Origin of the sequence: Geobacillus kaustophilus (assembly GCF_000948285.1) — a bacterium.
Classification (GTDB): domain Bacteria; phylum Bacillota; class Bacilli; order Bacillales; family Anoxybacillaceae; genus Geobacillus; species Geobacillus thermoleovorans_A.
The window spans coordinates 960147-978046 of the sequence record NZ_JYBP01000003.1; the positions used below are offsets into that span (position 1 = coordinate 960147).

Here is a 17900-nt window from a genome sequence, read left to right on the forward strand (position 1 = left end):
TTTGCGCACTCGATCATCGAACAGGAGGATTTTCATCATGGATGTCATCTATCCTCGCTGCGCAGGATTGGATGTTCATGCCGAAACCATCGTCGCCTGTGCGCTATGGGAAGAAGATGGACACATTCAAAAGGACATTCAAACCTTCTCCACGTTCTCGAAGGGACTTGGCGACCTGCTGGAGTGGCTCGAAGAACATGGCGTCACCCATGTCGCCATGGAATCCACCGGCGTGTATTGGAAACCGGTCTTCGCCTTCCTCGAGGGCTATGTCGACTTGACACTGGCCAATCCGCAACGGATCAAAAATGTCCCGGGAAGAAAAACCGATGTCTCTGACGCCGAGTGGATCGCCAAGCTGCTCCGCCATGGACTCGTTGAAAAAAGTTTCGTCCCCCCCGCGGATATTCGCGAATTGCGGGATTTTACCCGCCTCCGCAAAAAGTGGGTCGGACAGTTGAGTTCGGAGAAAAACCGGATTCAAAAAGTGCTCGAGTCTTCCAATGTCAAACTCGGCTCGGTCCTCTCCGATCTCTTCGGCGTTTCCGGAAAAGACATCCTTGCCCGGCTGCTGGAGAAGGGATACGTGGACAAGGACGAGCTGGATCAATGCCTGCGCGGAAGGCTCAAAAAGAAAAAGCAAGCGGTGTACGATTCGCTGCTGGGCACCTTGACCGAACACGAGCTCCGTCTCCTTCGCCTCTTGTGGAAACACGTTGAGGAATTGGAGCGGTTCATCGAAGAAGTCGACCAGCACATCGACCGCCTGCTCGAGCCGTATCGTGAGGAAGTCGAATTGCTGATGACCATGCCCGGAGTGAAAAAACAAACCGCCGCCGTCATCATCGCGGAGATGGGAACCGACATGAGCGTCTTTGAAACGCCGGAACGGGCGGCTTCATGGACGGGTTTGTCCCCCGGCAACCATGAAAGCGCCGGAAAGCGAAAGAGCACGCGCACGACAAAAGGCAATCCCCATCTCCGATCGGCGTTATGCGAGGCGGCATGGTCAGCAGCTCGATCTAAGACGCATCCCTTGTCCCGAAAGTTTTGGTCGTTGGCGGCCCGGTGCGGGAAGAAAAAAGCCCTCATCGCCATTGCTCGGCGGATGTTGGTGATCATCTTTTGCATGATCTCCCGCAAAGAGCCGTTCCGCCAACCACAACTTATTTAGTCTAGCCAAAAGGCAGACAGGTTATACGAGATGCCTAAAATCGGGCACCTCTGCTTTCCTATTGCCTTTTTTGGCCATTTTCAGTATACCCGCACGGATCAGGAGCGTATACCGCACTCACCAAGTGGTGGGGATTTTCACGGAAAAAGCAAAAGGGATGGCCGAAGTGGCGGATCGCGAACTTTCTGACTGGCTCAGCAACGGCGGCCATCGGGTGCTTGGCGCTACGCTGTACAGCATTCAAAAGGCGTACGAAAAAGGATATATAAATGAAGAGTTTGATGTCGTCGTCCTTGATGAAGCGTCGCAAATTCGCGTTGCCGATTCATTGTTGGCGTTGAGCCACGTCAAAAAAGCAGGCCGTCTGCTCATCGTCGGCGATCACTTCCAACTGCCGCCAATTATTCAAGGGACGTATGCGGTCACCGAAGGGGAGCCGCCCTTGTTCGACTCGATTTTCCGCCTGCTGTTTGACGCCGATGCCGAGAAGCGATTCACCTGCCAATTGACGGACAATTTCCGCATGAATGAAGCGCTTTGCCGCTACCCGGCCGAGCGGATTTACGGGTCGGACTATACGGCGTTCAATAAGCGTATTGCTTCTCAAACGTTGGCGCTTGCCGCCGCACGTTCTGCCGATGAATGGGTGGAAGCGGCGCTTGACCCCGATTATCCGCTTGTTGTTTGCGTTTACGACGGTGCATACGGCACGCAGGAAAACGAGGCGGAAGCGCGCTGGGTGGCGAGCATCACGAAAGTGCTTCGGGAGCGTCTGCTTGATGACAATGGACAACGGTATGATGATACATCAGACGGCGATCAAGCGTTTTGGCGCCATGGACTGTTTATCATTTCGCCGCATCGCGCCCAAATCCGCGCCATTCGCCGCGAGCTTGAACGCCAAGGGCTGCGTCCGCCGTTTTTTGTCGACACGGTCGATAAAATGCAAGGACAGGAGGCGGAAGCCGTGATCATCAGCTATGGAGTCGCTGATCCTGAACTGGCCATGATGGAAGAGGAGTTTATCTACAGCTTGAACCGCCTCAACGTCTCGCTCACACGGGCGCGGAAAAAGGCGATCATCTTCCTCTCGCGCCAACTCATGTCGCCGTCGCTTCAAGTGATCGGCAACGAGGAATACCATGAAGGAGTGAACTTTATGCTTAGGCTAGAAAACTATGCTTCACGGCATGGGAAAGCCCAAACGTTCGTTGTCGACGGCGCCGCGCTGCGAATGTACCGGGTCGGCTGTCCTAAGCCTGAAGAGGTGGATCATCCATCTCTCTGAAAATCGCATAAGCGTGCGCCATCCGCCATGCCGCCTTCTCCATTTCGTTGGCCGGTTCTCGGTGCGGAGTGCAACCGTGCACGGTCCGAAAACGGTCAAAAAACAGGGGAGGTGTGCATGACGGTTTTTCTTTCGGTAGCAGAAATATTGTGTTGATATACCAATGGTTTGGACGATTGACGATTTTAGTCACTTGTACAAGTTAACATAAACACATTTTATTTTTTTTGTGGGGTGGAAGGGGTGTGCAAAAATGCTCGTTGCAACCTTAGAAAGTCAATGGTAAAATGAAGGTGCTCTTGAAATAAGGGAGGCCTCGTTTTAGAGGATTTCGTTCCCCCGCTTTCTTTTGCAGAAGGCGGGGGTGTTTTTATGGAAGAAGGAAGGAAACCGCCGCGCCCTGGCGAAATAATGGAAATAAGATTCGAGGACAAGCAGTCCCGCGCTACGGATCGAGCGGCGCGGGAGGAGAGGGGAGCGTGCCATGGCAAACGTCGGTGGGAGAAGGAAACAGGTGGCGGATGCAAGGCTTGAAGCGGTAAAGAAGCTCTTTCCTGAAGCGGTGGTGGACGGGGACATCGATTGGGATCGGCTGCGGAAGGAACTCGGCTGTGGGGGGCGGGAAGAATCGTATGAGTTCACATGGCCGGGGAAGACGGAGGCGAAGCGGTTGGCCGAGACACCCCCTAGAGGAGTGCTGCGCCTGGATCGGGCGGCGAGCAAGTGGTGGGAGACGACAACCAATTGGTACATTGAAGGAGATAATTTGGAAGTGTTGAAGCTCTTGGGCTCGTCTCACGAAGGAAAAGTGCAAATGATTTACATCGACCCGCCTTACAACACTGGAAAAGTGCTGATGTACAAAGACCATTGGCGCCAAAAGAAGAACGCCTCAGTTCGGGGGCAGGAGGCGGAGGAAGCGCACGCTCATGCCGGCTGGCTCAATATGATGTATCCGCGCCTTTGGGTGGCGAGAACGCTGTTGGCCGAGACGGGGGCGATCTTTATTTCCATTGATGATACGGAGCAGGCGAATTTGAAAAAAATGTGCGATGAAATTTTTGGCGAGCGGAACTTTGTCGCAACGTTCATTTGGCAGCGGGCGTTTTCGCCCGTGAATATGAACAAGTTCGCCTCGCGCAACCATGACTTCATCCTGTGTTATGCGAAAAATATCGACCGTTTAGCTTGGTACGGCTTGCAGCGCCATCCGGAAGCGGACGGGAGGTATGCCAATCCGGATAATGATCCGCGGGGGCCATGGACGTCAGGCGATTTGTCGGTAGGCCCGCCGATTCCGGAAAAGATTTATGACATCGTGACGCCAGGAGGCCGAGTTGTTTCACCGCCCAATGGGTATTGCTGGCGGGTGACGAAAGAGCGCTTCGCTGAACTGATGGCGGACAACCGCATTTGGTTTGGCAAAGACGGCAATGGAGTGCCGCGCTTGAAGCGGTTTTTAAGCGAAGTGAAGCCGACCGTGACGCCGCTTACGATTTGGACGCATGACGAAGTATCCCATTCGCAAGAAGCGAAAAAAGAGTTGAAGGAGCTGTTCGATGGGCTGGCGGTCATGGATTACCCGAAGCCGGTGAAGCTCATTCAGCGGATGGTGGCGTTGACAACGAGGGACGACGATCTCATCCTCGACTTTTTTTCCGGCTCGGCGACAACAGCCCATGCGGTGATGCAGCAAAACGCCGAAGACGGCGGGCGGCGGTCGTTTATGATGGTGCAGCTTCCTGAGCGGCTTGCAAAAACGTCAGCGGCGTATCGGGCAGGGTTTCGGACAATTTGCGACATTGGCCGCGAGCGCATTCGCCGTTCGGGGGAGAAAATCGTCCGTGAAACGGGGAAGACGGAGCTTGATATTGGATTTAAAGTGTTTCGGCTTGAGCTGAAAACAAAAGGGCCCGTTCGCTGAACGAACGGGTTGGTTCTCGCTAAAGTTTAGGAGAGGCGTTTCCGCCTTGACTTCGGCTGCGGTCATGATGGCGTGTTTTCTTGCTGAAATGTATGCGATTGCCCGGTGGCAACTGCTTCGGAGCTGTTGATTACATGTATGATGTTGCCGAATGATTGTGGACAAATACATCATATTCTGTAGCAATTGTTTCCTTAAGCTCGGTTAAAGACGGAGGTTCATCACCAAAAGATGTACTTGACTTTTAAAGACAAACATGATAGCAATGTTGCTCAAAGAGACGTATGGTATTAAAAGGAAAAACGCTGTTTTGATTTTCTCTATCATGATCGTCTTTCTTTGTCAAGTACACTTTGTGGTGAAGAGCCAAGACGGAATGCCGCCAATGAAGGTGTACGTGTCAAGGCGAATGAGCGAATACTCGTCGCCGGGATCAAACACGATGGTGACGACTTCTTCCGTCCCGGCGTCCACTTGCCGGACGGTGCCGCCTGCCGGCTCAACGAGCACGTTTTGGTACGTTTCGCGAATGACGTAATATCCTTCTTGCAATTGCTCGGCAAATAAATGCTCCATTTCCATCAGTTCGTGGACGGTCATGTTTAGTCCTCCTAGTTTGTGAAATTATTCTTAATATAAGTATACAACGGAATGGAAGCTAATGTAATAGGCGCTGACGGAAGTTTGAAAAGTTGTCATTTTTACATGACGGCGCGATTTGGACGATAGGGGCGGAAAAGATCTGTTCCACACAAAACGAGCGCCCGTGTCGACGGGCGTCCGTTCATGTGATAGGGATCAATCTTTAGCTGTTGTGGATGCCGCCGGCTGGTAGTTTGGATCGAGGCGGTGCCGGGCGAAGACGAAGTAGCAAACGATGACTACGGCAGTGATGAGCAACGTCAGCAACAACTGCGAAACCATTGAGCGGATGAACAACATCGAGGCTAGGATGACAAGCAAAACGAGAATCGTAAAATAAGTCAAGTACGGAAACAGCCACATTTTGATTTTTAAGGCGGCATTGTTTTCGCGCTCAAGTTTTTGCCGCATGCGCAATTGTGAGACGGCAATGGCTAAATAGACGAGCAGTGCGATGGCCCCGGAAGAGTTGACGAGAAAGAGAAACACTTTGTCTGGAGAGACGTAGTTCATGATGACGGCGATATAGGCGAACAACGTGCTGGCGATGACCGCTCGAACCGGAACGCCGTTTTTGCTTAGTTTCAAAAATTGTTGCGGCGCTTCTCCTTTTTCAGCTAAGGAGTAAAGCATACGCGACGTCGTGTACAGCCCCGAATTGAGGCAGGACAAAACGGCGGTCAATACGATAAAGTTCATGATTTGCGCGGCCGCAGGGACGCCGACATGTTCGAGCACGGCGACAAACGGACTTTTCAACACGCTCGCCGAGTTCCAAGGGAGCAATGTGACGACAACGGCGATGGAGCCGATGTAAAACACTAAAATCCGCCATGTGACCGATTTAGTGGCCTTCGACACTGCTTCTTGCGGTTCGGCTGATTCTCCGGCGGCAATCGTCACGATTTCTGTCCCGAAGAACGAGAAAATGACGATAACAATGCCGACAAGGATGGAACCGATCCCATGCGGCATCAATCCACCATGGCCAGTCAAATTTTTCAAGCCGACCGGATCGCTGCCCGGGGCAAGGCCGAAAATGAACACTAAGCCAATAATGAGAAAAAGAACGATGCTCGCTACTTTGATGAAGGCGAACCAATATTCAAACTCCCCGTAGGATTTTACTGACCAAATATTTGTAAGTGTCATCAAAATGGTCAGAACAAGGCTGAGTAGCCATAACGACACGTCAGGAAACCAATATTGGATGATCGCTGCTCCCGCATTGGCTTCAATGGCAACGACAATCACCCAGAAAAACCAGTAAAGCCATCCGACCGTAAATCCTGCCCATGGGCCGATGGCTTCATGTGCGTAGGCGGCAAATGATCCACTCGTTGGGCGGGCAGCGGCCATCTCCCCGAGCATCCGCATCACGAGAACGACTAAGGCCCCCGCTAAGGCATAGGAAAACACAGCTCCGGGCCCTGTTGAATGGATGACAGCCCCGCTTCCGACAAACAGCCCGGCGCCGATGACCCCAGCGATGGCAATCATAGCCATATGGCGCTCTTTCAATCCTTTTTGCAGACCGGAATGATTCATCCCTATTCCCCCTCTCAAAAAGAGTTTAAATTTATCAAATAATCTGACTATATGATTATTTTTAGTGTATATGGAAAAATCCACTCTACACATTAGACAAAATGCCAACTAAAAATGGAGTTCCATTGGACAATTTGTCAATAGGCGTCTCGGCTATAGAAGGAGTTTAGTTATAAAGTTTAGAATATTTATGATATAAAGACAAAGCAAAAGGGGGAGAGGCAAGGATGGAATGCAGCTTTCCTCTTACGGTCGCTGACGTTTTAAGGAGAAAACATTTTGAAAACGCGGTCGTTGTCGCCGGAAAAAAAGGATTGTCAAGAACAGTCAAATGGGTGCATGTCGTCGAGGTGACGAAAATTAATAACTTGTTGCGCGGCAAAGAGTTGATTTTATCCACTGGAGTCGGATGGCGGGAAGATGCTTCGCTGTTTTTATCGCTGCTTCGGCAACTGATTGAGTGTGATGCCTCTGGTCTATGCATTGAGCTGGGGACATATACTTCCTCTATTCCAGAAGAGGCCGTTGAGTTGGCTAACCAGCACCATTTCCCGCTCATTCTTTTTCTTGAAGAAGTCCCGTTCGTTGAAATCACCCATGACATCCATACGCATTTGATCAACCAACAGTATCAAAGGATTTCCCAGCTTGAATCGTATTCCCAAGAGTTGAACAAAAAGCTGTTGACCGTTCATGACCATCGGGAGATTTTAACGTGTTTGCATGATTGTTTAGGCCATCAAGTGGCTTTTAAAATGCAGGGCGGGGATGTGGAGTACATTCCGTGTCGGCCGAGGCAGAAACGCGAGGCCAGCATCTGTTCGGGGAACGGCGGCTGGCCCGTAGATGCGGTCGTCAAGCCGATTTCTTTGTTCGGCGCCGAGTATGCGGAGCTGGTCCTTCTCCCTGACGGCCGCGATGTCAATGAGTTTGACCTTCTCATTTTAGACCGCACCGCGACTGCTTTGGCGCAACACTTATTGCGGAACCTTTATGCCGAGGAGAAACGGCGCACGGAAGAAAACGAGTGGCTGAAAGGATGGCTTGAAGGAGAATACTCAGACCAAGAGATTTCTTCCTTTTTGTTGGATCATCATCCCTCCCTTGACAGCCGTCGGGGAGTTGTGTGGGTTTGCAAGGTGGAAAGGGCTCATCAAAAAGGAAATTTTGATTCGACATATTTCAAGCTTTTATGCCGTTCGCTATTTGAGCAGCGCGGGTTTTTCTTGTTTTCTGTGGAAATAGGCCGGCAGCTGGCGTTTATCGCCCTTGATTGGCGGGGTGAGTCCACGTGGAAAAAGCGGGTCGAAGATGGAATGGAATCCATTATGGCGTCAGATTTTGTACGGACGCGTCTTCCCTCCTTGTCCATGGGCGTTGGAACGTTTGTCAACTCTCTTTCTGCCATGAATCAAAGTTATCGAGCCGCGCTGGAGGCGCTGAAAATTCGAAACCGGTTGAAAGATAAAGCGGTCAGTCCATTTTACGATGATTTGCATTTGTACCGGATGATCACGGTTCTAGATAAATATAGCAATCTGCACGAAACGGTCTGCCAATATTTAGGGCCGATTATCGAGTACGACAGGAAGTACAACGGGAAGCTGCTAGAAACGCTCAAGGTGTACTTGCAGTGCAACGGCTCGAAACAAGAGACAGCGAAACGGCTGTTTATCGTCCGGCAAACATTGTATCACCGCATAGAGAAGTTAGAAAGCTTCCTTGGGCCAGATTTCATGGTGGCCGATAAACGACTGGCCATTGAGCTGATGATCAAAGCGTATGACTACTTGATGGATGCGGGCGGGATTTCATACGGACAGCGGAATGCGCAGCATTGGGCCGATTGAGGGTGATCGGACAAGACGCCGGATTCGTGAAAAAGCTTTTCGCTTAAAAATATCCTGCGGTCGCGGTTGGGAGCGAACGCAGTGGTCAAACTGTGGAACAAATGTGTTCACCGTTTTAACACTCTGTCTAATGAATAGCGACAGAAGTTGAGTGATAATGTCTCTAACATGACTCAATTTCAATTATGGAAGGGAGCAAGAGGTGAGATGAAAACTGAACAAACCCACCATCTGTGGCTCGACAAAGATGACCGATATATTTGGCATTCGATGAAGCCATATAATCCACAAGCAACGCTGATTGCGGCCGAAGCGAAAGGCTGCTGGGTGACGGATGCAGCTGGCCATCAGTATTTGGATGCGATGGCCGGGCTCTGGTGCGTCAACGTCGGCTACGGGCGCGAGGAACTCGCCGAAGCGGCGTATGAGCAGCTGAAGACGCTGGCGTATTTCCCGCTCACGCAAAGCCATCGGCCGGCGATCGAGCTTGGGGAAAAGTTAAACGAGCTGCTCGGGGATGAGTATGTGATTTTCTTTTCCAACAGCGGGTCAGAGGCGAACGAAACGGCGTTTAAAATCGCCCGCCAATACCATCAGCAGCGCGGGGAGCATCATCGGTACAAAATCATTTCCCGCTACCGGGCGTACCACGGCAACTCGATGGGGGCGCTCGCCGCGACCGGGCAGGCGCAGCGGAAATACAAATACGAGCCGCTTGCGCCAGGTTTCATCCATGTGCCGCCGCCGGATGTGTACCGCGACCCGGATGCGGCGGACGATCCCCGCCAGCTGCGGGCGGTGAAAGCCATTGACGACGCCATGACGTGGGAGTTGAGCGAAACGGTCGCAGCCGTGATCATGGAGCCGATCATCACCGGAGGCGGTGTACTCATTCCTCCGGACGGGTATATGAAAGCGGTCAAAGAAGTATGTGAAAAGCACGGCGCTTTGCTTATTGTCGATGAAGTCATCTGCGGCTTCGGCCGGACGGGGGCGGCGTTCGGGTTTCAAAACTACGGCGTCAAGCCGGACATCATCACGATGGCAAAAGGCATTACGAGCGCGTATTTGCCGCTGTCGGCAACGGCGGTGCGAAAAGAGATTTATGAAGCGTTTAAAGGAACGGACGAATACGATTATTTCCGCCATGTCAATACGTTTGGCGGCCATCCGGCTTCGTGTGCGGTAGCGCTGAAAAACATCGAGATCATGGAAACGGAGCGGTTGTTTGACCGCTCGCGCGAGGCAGGGGAGCGGCTGCTTAGCGAGCTAAAAACGAACTTGGCCGACCACCGGTATGTCGGTGACGTCCGCGGCAAAGGGCTGCTTGTCGGCATTGAGCTTGTCGCTGACAAAGCGACAAAAGAGCCGCTCGATGTGTCGCTTGTCAATCAAGTGATCCATCGCTGCAAAGAAAACGGCCTCATCATCGGCAAGAACGGAACGACGGTCGCCGGGTACAACAACGTGCTCACGCTGTCGCCACCGCTTTGCATCACGGATGATGAACTTTCGTTTGTGGTTCGTGTCTTGACCGGGGCGCTAGCGGCCATTCGATAAGAAGAACGACAAACGTCAGCCGGATCGACGGCTGGCGTTTTGTTTGCTTTTGTGCGGCCATTTGGAAAAACATAGAAGTAGGTCGCTGTCGCGAGGGCGAAACGTTCTCCCACCTATGCGATTGTGCTTCGGGATGGGAGATTTTTAGGAACGCCTGCCCGATCATCGATTTCTGTGTGTTCGACGAAAGATCGATGATGAGCATTGAATGGTCATGCCGGACAAGGGCCGTTTTAACCCCATTCAAATACATGCGCTAATGGAATAGATAAGTCTTTAAATTGGGCGGAATGCAGCGTGTCTTGTTGTCCGTATGTGGCATGCCGTTGATATGTACCTTCGTGCAAATAGTACACATGAATCATTTTATTAGCAGGATCAACAATCCAATATTCCGCAATGCCATAGTGTTGGTAAGTATAAAATTTCTCATTGTAGTCTTTTAAAGCGGTTGAGGGCGACAATACTTCAACAACCAGTGCAGGTGCCCCGTAACACCCTTTTTGGACAATTTGTTTTTTATTGCAAATCACGGCAATATCGGGTTGGACAATGTCATCAGGGGTTTCATACGTTTCATTTTTGCTGAGGAATACATCAAACGGCGCCGTAAAAACATAACAATGCTTGTTTTGGAAAAAATGGCGCAAAGCAAAATACAATTCTCCGACTGCAAATTGATGTTCCGAAGATGGAGCAGGTGTCATATTATAGGCTTTTCCATTTATAAGTTCCCAACGACCTTCCCATGTTTTCCAGTCAGCGTAAGTGTAAATTTTGTTCGAGTCAGGGATATTGCCCATTGTTTCACCCTCTTTCATCTTAAGGATACGTTTGTTTACAGTTTAGCAAAAGAAATCAAGGAAGTGTAGGGAGGACTTTCATTAGACGTTTATTCATTCATCACCTGCCTACGCTCATACGTGGAAGTGAGGGTTTTCTTGGTTCAGAAAGGAATGCGGCGTTCGTTTGTCGAATGACATGAGTGAAGAATGTATGAAGAAAGGGTGAGGAATGATGTCCACATTTCAAGCGTTTGTTGTCAACAAAACCGAAACGGAATTTACAGCCGGCGTGCAGACGATTTCCATGGATGATTTGCCGGAAGGCGATGTCCTTGTCCGCGTCCATTATTCGAGCGTGAACTACAAAGATGGGCTGGCCTCGATTCCAGACGGCAAAATCGTGAAAACGTATCCGTTTGTGCCTGGGATTGACTTGGCTGGGGTGGTTGTCTCGTCGCAACATCCACGTTTCCACGAAGGAGATAAGGTGATTGCGACCGGCTATGAAATTGGCGTCACTAACTTCGGCGGCTACAGCGAGTATGCCCGTTTGCATGGCGATTGGCTTGTGCCGCTGCCGAAAGGGGTGACGTTGAAAGAAGCGATGGCGATCGGCACGGCTGGGTTTACGGCAGCGTTGTCCATTCACCGTCTTGAGGAGCACGGGCTGACGCCGGAGCGCGGACCGGTGCTCGTCACGGGGGCAACGGGCGGCGTCGGCAGCCTAGCGGTGTCGATGCTCGTGAAGCGCGGCTACACGGTGGAAGCGAGCACAGGCAAAACGACGGAGCACGATTATTTGCGTGCCCTCGGCGCAACGGAAGTGTTGGCGCGCGAAGACGTCACGGCCGAGCGCATCCGCCCGCTTGACAAGCAGCGCTGGGCGGCGGCGGTCGATCCCGTCGGCGGCCGAACGCTGGCGACGGTGTTAAGCCGCATCCGCTATGGCGGGGCGGTAGCGGTGAGCGGACTGACCGGAGGGGCGGAAGTGCCAACAACGGTCCATCCGTTTATTTTGCGCGGCGTCAGCTTGCTAGGCATCGATTCCGTCTATTGTCCAATGGATTTGCGACTGCGCATTTGGGAACGGCTTGCTGGCGACTTAAAGCCGGATTTGGAGCGGATTGCTCAAGAGATTTCGCTCACTGAATTGCCGGAAGCACTTGAGCGCATTTTGCGCGGCGAGCTGCGCGGCCGGACGGTCGTGCGGCTGGCCTGATTGGGGAAAATCGCGGTTTTTCCCTTCCAAATATTAGGTTAGGATTCCCTTCTATCATTCTTGGTCGAGGGGGAGAGGAATCTTGAAGAAATTGATCAATGATCCACAGCGCGTAGTGGATGATATGTTGAAAGGATTTGTGGCCTTCCATTCTCGGTAAGTGAGACGAATTCCGGGGACGAATGTGATTTGTCCGGAAGGAAAGCGGCGAAACAAATGGTCAAAATCGCAAAATAAGCCCTTGAAAAAACGCTCTTGTTTTGTTCAACAGGAAGGGGAAAGAGGCGTCTCCCCTTCTCTTTTCTTTAGTGCTTCTTACCCGAGCTGATACCGCTCCAGCTCGGAGAAAAAGTCTTTCACAAACCGGTAAAACACTTTCACGGACGGGGCGAGCTCGTGATGGTCGGAGACGATGATGCCGACATTTCGCTTCACTTGTGGCATTTCAATCGGCACTTTGGCGGCGTAGCGAAGCAAACTTTCCGACAGGGCGCTCTCCGGCAAGAGGGTGACGCCGATGCCGGCGGAGACAAGCCCTTTAATGGCATCGAGATCTTCGCCTTCCGATGAAATGTTGGGCGAAAATCCGGCTTGGTGGCAAGCGTCAATGACGATTTGATGCAAAATGTATCCCGTTGGGAACGTGACAAACGGGTCGTGGCGCAATTCGTTTAACACGATCCGGTCGCGGCGGGCGAGCGGATGGCTGTTCGGCAGGAGGGCCGCAAACGGTTCAGAAAATAAAATTTCCCCTTTGATGCCGATTTCGCGTGCGGGAATCGGTCCGAGAAAGGCGAGGTCGATCTCCCGCTTTTTCACCGCTTCAATCAAATAATGGTACGATCCTTGGCGAAGGTGAAACGAAACGTTCGGGTGTTCCGTTTTAAAGGCGGAGATGACCATCGGCATCATATGACTCGCCAAGCTTGTCGGGAACCCGATTTTAATCGTCCCGCGCTCCGGGTCTAAATATTCTTCGATTTGTTGCTTTGCATCCTCGACCGCCTTTAACACCGCCTCGGCGTGCGGCAAAAAGTGGCGGCCGATGGGGGTGAGCTTCACGTTCCTCCCTTCCCGTTCAAAGAGCTGCACGCCAAGCTCCGCCTCTAAGTTGGCGATTTGCCGGCTGATCGCCGACTGCGCGACATGGAGGGCATCGGCGGCTTCGGAGACGTGTTCGCGCCGGGCGACTTCCACGAAATATTGCAGCTGCCGCAGCTCCATGTTTCTCCCTCCTTTTGATTGATCGCAAAATGCGATGGATTTTATCTAAATTATATATTGTTTATATTAATTTTGAAAACTACAATGAATATTACAGACAATTCGGAACGGGAGGGGAAGGCAGCATGAAACACTACGGATTACCGGAAGCGCAGGGGTTGTATCGCCCGGAATTTGAACATGATGCATGCGGGATCGGGTTTTATGCGCATTTGAAAGGAAAACCGTCGCACGACATTATCGAAAAGGCGCTTCATATGCTTCGCCAGCTTGAACACCGCGGCGGACAAGGGAGCGATCCGGAAACGGGCGATGGCGCGGGCATTATGACGCAAATTCCGCATGAGTATTTTCAAGCGGTGTGCGGCGGGATGAACTTGCCGGAAAAAGGGCGCTACGGGGTCGGGATGTTCTTTTTGCCGGAAAATGAAGAAAAGCGGAAGCGTTATGAAGCGAAATTGAACGAAATCATCGCGCAGGAAGGACAACGGCTGCTCGGATGGCGGACAGTTCCGATCGATCGTGAAAAGCTTGGCAAACTGGCGCGGCAAAGCCAGCCGTTCATCCGCCAAGTGTTTGTCGAGGCAAGCGATGATGCCGCCGATGAGCTGGCGTTTGAGCGGAAGCTGTATGTGATCCGCAAACAGTTTGAAAAATGCGTGGAAAACAACGAGTGCTACGTAGCAAGCTTTTCAAGCCGGACGATCGTCTATAAAGGGCTTTTGACGCCGGAACAAATCGATGCATTTTATTTGGATTTGCAAGACGAACGGTTCCGCTCGGCGTTCGCCCTCGTGCATTCGCGCTTCAGCACAAACACGTTCCCGAGCTGGGAGCGGGCCCATCCGAACCGCTATTTGATCCATAACGGCGAGATCAACACGCTGCGCGGCAATGTCAACTGGATGACGGCGCGCGAGAAGCAATTTGTTTCGGAAGCGTTCGGCGCGGATTTGGAAAAAGTCGTGCCGATTTTGGATACGAACGGCAGCGACTCGTCGATTTTGGACAATGCGTTCGAATTTTTCGTTCTTGCTGGCCGGAAGCCGGCTCATGTCGCGATGATGCTCATTCCGGAACCGTGGTTTTGGGATGAGCAAATGGACGACGCGAAAAAGGCGTTTTACGAGTATCATAGCTGTTTGATGGAGCCGTGGGACGGCCCGACGGCGATTTCGTTCACGGACGGCAAGCAAATCGGCGCCATTTTGGACCGGAACGGCCTGCGCCCGGCCCGCTATTACGTCACCAAAGACGACTACATTGTTTTCTCATCCGAGGTCGGCGTCATTGATGTCGATCCGAACAACATTTTATATAAGGAACGGCTGAGCCCGGGGAAAATGCTTTTGGTTGACCTCGAGCAAGGGCGCATCATCTCCGACCAGGAAATCAAGGAAGAAATGGCTCATGAAAAGCCATATCGCCAATGGATCAACGAGCAAATGATCACGCTTGGCGATCTGGACATTCCAGAGGACGTCGAAGCGCCGAAGCAGCTCGTCAAACTGCAAAAAGCGTTCGGCTACACGTTTGAAGATGTGGAAAAAACGATTTTGCCGATGGCGGCGGAAGGAAAAGATCCGACCGGCGCCATGGGCATGGACGCTCCACTTGCCGTGCTGTCGGAGCGGCCGCAGAGCTTGTTCAACTACTTCAAGCAGCTGTTCGCCCAAGTGACAAATCCGCCGATTGATGCGATCCGCGAGTATGTCGTCACGTCCACGATGACGCTGCTTGGCAAAGAAGGGAACATTTTGCATCCGGACGCCAAAGCGGCGCGGCGCATCCGCCTTGAGACGCCGCTGCTGACGAACGAGGAACTGGCGGCGTTAAAAGCGAACCCGCATCCGGAGTTTGCCTGTGCGGTGCTGCCGACGCTGTTTACTGATGATTTGAAACAGGCGCTTGATGAGCTGTTTGCCAAAGCGGATGAAGCGATCGAAAACGGGGCGGCGCTTCTTGTGCTGTCCGACCGCGGCGTTGATGAAACACATGTTGCCATTCCGGTTTTGTTGGCGACAAGTGGGCTTCACCAGCATCTTGTCCGCAAAGGGACGCGCACGAACGTCAACTTGCTTATCGAAAGCGGTGAAGCGCGCGAGGTGCATCATTTTGCGGCGCTCATCGGCTACGGGGCCGACGCCATCAACCCGTACTTGGCCCTGGAGACGATCCGCCAAGCATCAGAAAACGGCACGATCGCCTTGTCTTACCGTGAAGCGGTGAAAACGTATATCAAGGCGGCTGTTGACGGCGTCGTCAAAGTGATGTCGAAAATGGGCATTTCGACGGTGCAAAGCTACCGCGGCGCACAAATTTTTGAGGCGGTCGGCATCGGAAACGATGTCATCGATGAGTACTTTACCGGCACGGCGTCGCAAATCGGCGGCATCGGGCTTGCGGAAATCGCCAAAGAAGCGAAAATGCGCCATGAGTCCGCATTTGGCGCACGGTACGAAGACGATGTGCTGGATACGGGCAGCGAGTTGCAATGGCGCCGCAACGGCGAACATCACGCGTTCAACCCGAAGACGATTCATTTGCTGCAATGGGCATGCCGGAAAAACGATTACAACCTCTATAAACAATATTCGAAATTGGCCAATGAAGAACAGTTGACGTTCTTGCGCAATTTGTTCGATTTCGATTCGAGCCGACAGCCGGTGCCGATTGAGGAAGTCGAACCGGTCGAGTCGATCGTCCGCCGCTTTAAAACGGGTGCCATGTCGTTCGGTTCAATCAGCCAGGAAGCCCATGAGGCGCTGGCGATCGCGATGAACCGGATTGGCGGGAAAAGCAACAGCGGCGAGGGCGGCGAAGACCCGGCCCGCTATGTGAAAGACGCAAACGGCGACTGGCGCCGCAGTGCGATCAAACAAGTGGCGTCCGGACGGTTTGGCGTAAAAAGCCATTATTTGGTCAATGCTGATGAATTGCAAATCAAAATGGCGCAAGGAGCAAAACCAGGCGAAGGCGGGCAGCTTCCGGCCAACAAAGTGTATCCGTGGGTCGGCAAAGTGCGCGGCTCCACGCCGGGGGTGGAGCTTATTTCTCCGCCGCCGCACCATGACATTTATTCAATTGAAGATTTGGCCCAACTTATTTATGATTTGAAAAACGCCAACAAAAACGCGCGCATCAGCGTCAAGCTCGTCGCGAAAGCCGGCGTCGGCACGATCGCGGCAGGGGTGGCGAAAGGGAACGCCGATGTTATCGTCATCAGCGGCTATGACGGCGGCACGGGTGCGTCGCCGAAAACGAGCATTAAGCACGCAGGCCTGCCGTGGGAGCTTGGGTTGGCGGAAACGCACCAAACACTCATGCTCAACGGGTTGCGCGACCGCGTCATCTTGGAAACGGACGGAAAACTGATGACCGGCCGCGATGTCGTGATGGCGGCGCTGTTTGGCGCTGAAGAGTTCGGCTTTGCGACCGCTCCGCTCGTTGTTTTAGGCTGTGTCATGATGCGCGTCTGCCATTTGGATACATGCCCGGTCGGCGTGGCGACGCAAAATCCGGAGCTGCGCAAAAAATTCACCGGGAAGCCAGAACATGTCGTCAACTTTATGTACTTTGTCGCTCAAGAAGTGCGGGAAATTATGGCGGAGCTCGGCTTCCGCACGATCGACGAAATGGTCGGCCGCGTCGATGTCTTGAAGGTAAGTGAGCGGGCGAAAGCGCATTGGAAAGCGAAACATCTCGACCTGTCGCGTCTTCTGTACCAAGTCGATGGACCGCGCACTTGCAGCAAAGGGCAAAACCATCGTTTGGAAGAGACGCTTGATCATACAGAAATTTTGCCGGCGGTGCAGCCAGCGCTTGAGCGGCAGGAGCCGGTCGAACTTCATCTTGCCATTCGCAACGTCCACCGCACGGTCGGGGCGATGACGGGAAGCGAGATTTCGAAACGCTACGGTGAGGAAGGATTGCCGGATGATACGATCCGCCTCCATTTCACCGGATCGGCCGGGCAAAGTTTTGCGGCGTTTGTGCCGAAAGGGATGACGCTCGAGCTCGTCGGCGACGCGAACGACTACGTCGGCAAAGGGCTTTCGGGCGGCAAAGTGATCGTCCGTCCGCCGCATGAGGCGCCGTTTGCCACAACGGACAACGTCATTATCGGCAACGTCGCCTTCTACGGGGCGACGAGCGGCGAAGCGTACATTCGCGGCCGCGCCGGCGAACGGTTCTGTGTGCGCAACAGCGGCGTCCATGCCGTCGTTGAAGGAGTCGGCGACCATGGCTGTGAATATATGACTGGCGGCCGCGTCGTCATCCTCGGTTTGGTTGGCAAAAACTTCGCCGCTGGCATGTCCGGGGGCATCGCTTACGTTCTCGCTGACGAAGACAGCTGGCAGCAAACCGCCAACCTTGAGCTCGTCTCGTTTGAGCGGCTCGAAGACGAGGAAGAAATTCGCGACGTGCGCCGGATGATCGAAAACCATTACCGCTATACGGGAAGCCCGCGGGCGGCGTTAGTGCTCGAAGAGTGGGATGCGTATGTCCACCGGTTTGTCAAAGTCATTCCGCGCAACTATAAACTGATGATTGAAACGATTCAAACGCTCGAGCAATCTGGATTTTCACATGAAGAAGCCGTCATGGCGGCGTTTGAAACGGTGGCGAAACGGAAAAAAGCGGCTGCCGTCGGTGTCCATGTGTTGCAAGCGGCCGCGAAATAAG

General features: G+C 52.8%; 10 protein-coding genes and 1 pseudogene. 7 read left to right on the forward strand and 4 right to left on the reverse strand.

The genetic code is table 11. The features are described 5' to 3' along the window. Positions 1 to 37: 37 nt before the first annotated feature. The 3 genes and pseudogenes from LG52_RS05350 to LG52_RS05360 all read left to right on the forward strand — a co-directional run bounded on the left by LG52_RS05350 (position 38) and on the right by LG52_RS05360 (position 4386). The gene (locus tag LG52_RS05350; RefSeq protein WP_044731162.1) at positions 38 to 1174 is read left to right on the forward strand and encodes an IS110-like element ISGka2 family transposase; all 1137 of its coding nucleotides are present in this window, start codon (positions 38 to 40) and stop codon (positions 1172 to 1174) included. 133 nt (positions 1175 to 1307) lie between these two features. Further along, a pseudogene (locus LG52_RS05355) lies at positions 1308 to 2462 on the forward strand (DEAD/DEAH box helicase); the annotation flags it as partial. A 484-nt stretch (positions 2463 to 2946) separates the two neighbouring features. Beyond that, complete coding sequence (locus LG52_RS05360; protein WP_044731164.1) at positions 2947 to 4386, forward strand: site-specific DNA-methyltransferase; 1440 nt, start codon at positions 2947 to 2949, stop codon at positions 4384 to 4386. Positions 4387 to 4728: 342 nt separating this feature from the next. Here LG52_RS05360 and LG52_RS05365 read toward each other — a convergent pair whose 3' ends face one another. Together LG52_RS05365 and gabP are read right to left on the reverse strand one after the other, a co-directional pair. Further along, entirely contained in the window at positions 4729 to 4986 is a 258-nt protein-coding gene (locus LG52_RS05365; RefSeq protein WP_044731165.1) for a hypothetical protein, read from the reverse strand. A 198-nt stretch (positions 4987 to 5184) separates the two neighbouring features. Further along, positions 5185 to 6576: a GABA permease gene (gene gabP / locus LG52_RS05370; RefSeq protein WP_044731166.1), complete on the reverse strand. Its 1392-nt coding sequence runs from the start codon at positions 6574 to 6576 to the stop codon at positions 5185 to 5187. Between the two features lie 227 nt (positions 6577 to 6803). On the opposite strand from gabP, the gene LG52_RS05375 reads away from it, so the two are divergent. Further along, positions 6804 to 8426 (forward strand): PucR family transcriptional regulator, encoded by a 1623-nt coding sequence (locus LG52_RS05375; protein ID WP_044731167.1) that lies wholly within the window; start codon positions 6804 to 6806, stop codon positions 8424 to 8426. A gap of 207 nt (positions 8427 to 8633) precedes the next feature. Then, positions 8634 to 9986, forward strand: coding sequence for an aspartate aminotransferase family protein (locus LG52_RS05380; protein WP_044731168.1), 1353 nt, complete (start codon positions 8634 to 8636; stop codon positions 9984 to 9986). Positions 9987 to 10219: 233 nt separating this feature from the next. Here the strand turns inward: LG52_RS05380 and LG52_RS05385 are convergent, their stop codons facing one another. Next, the gene (locus LG52_RS05385) at positions 10220 to 10789 is read right to left on the reverse strand and encodes a Uma2 family endonuclease (protein ID WP_044731169.1); all 570 of its coding nucleotides are present in this window, start codon (positions 10787 to 10789) and stop codon (positions 10220 to 10222) included. 214 nt (positions 10790 to 11003) lie between these two features. On the opposite strand from LG52_RS05385, the gene LG52_RS05390 reads away from it, so the two are divergent. Next, a complete protein-coding gene (locus LG52_RS05390) occupies positions 11004 to 11990 on the forward strand; it encodes an NADPH:quinone oxidoreductase family protein (protein WP_044731170.1) in 987 nt (328 codons plus the stop codon). A 315-nt stretch (positions 11991 to 12305) separates the two neighbouring features. On the opposite strand, the gene LG52_RS05395 is transcribed toward LG52_RS05390, so the two are convergent. Further along, positions 12306 to 13214, reverse strand: coding sequence for a LysR family transcriptional regulator (locus LG52_RS05395; RefSeq protein WP_044731171.1), 909 nt, complete (start codon positions 13212 to 13214; stop codon positions 12306 to 12308). 125 nt (positions 13215 to 13339) lie between these two features. On the opposite strand from LG52_RS05395, the gene gltB reads away from it, so the two are divergent. Further along, a complete protein-coding gene (gene gltB, locus LG52_RS05400; protein ID WP_044731172.1) occupies positions 13340 to 17899 on the forward strand; it encodes a glutamate synthase large subunit in 4560 nt (1519 codons plus the stop codon). Position 17900 lies beyond the last annotated feature (1 nt).

What these genes read in the sequence shown, in the direction of transcription:
- LG52_RS05365 (WP_044731165.1), bottom strand. Translation starts at nt 4,986, where the DNA reads ATGACCGTCCACGAACTGATGGAAATGGAGCATTTATTTGCCGAGCAA.
- LG52_RS05375 (WP_044731167.1), top strand. Translation starts at nt 6,804, where the DNA reads ATGGAATGCAGCTTTCCTCTTACGGTCGCTGACGTTTTAAGGAGAAAA.
- gabP (WP_044731166.1), bottom strand. Translation starts at nt 6,576, where the DNA reads ATGAATCATTCCGGTCTGCAAAAAGGATTGAAAGAGCGCCATATGGCT.
- LG52_RS05350 (WP_044731162.1), top strand. Translation starts at nt 38, where the DNA reads ATGGATGTCATCTATCCTCGCTGCGCAGGATTGGATGTTCATGCCGAA.
- LG52_RS05380 (WP_044731168.1), top strand. Translation starts at nt 8,634, where the DNA reads ATGAAAACTGAACAAACCCACCATCTGTGGCTCGACAAAGATGACCGA.
- LG52_RS05385 (WP_044731169.1), bottom strand. Translation starts at nt 10,789, where the DNA reads ATGGGCAATATCCCTGACTCGAACAAAATTTACACTTACGCTGACTGG.
- LG52_RS05395 (WP_044731171.1), bottom strand. Translation starts at nt 13,214, where the DNA reads ATGGAGCTGCGGCAGCTGCAATATTTCGTGGAAGTCGCCCGGCGCGAA.
- LG52_RS05390 (WP_044731170.1), top strand. Translation starts at nt 11,004, where the DNA reads ATGTCCACATTTCAAGCGTTTGTTGTCAACAAAACCGAAACGGAATTT.
- gltB (WP_044731172.1), top strand. Translation starts at nt 13,340, where the DNA reads ATGAAACACTACGGATTACCGGAAGCGCAGGGGTTGTATCGCCCGGAA.
- LG52_RS05360 (WP_044731164.1), top strand. Translation starts at nt 2,947, where the DNA reads ATGGCAAACGTCGGTGGGAGAAGGAAACAGGTGGCGGATGCAAGGCTT.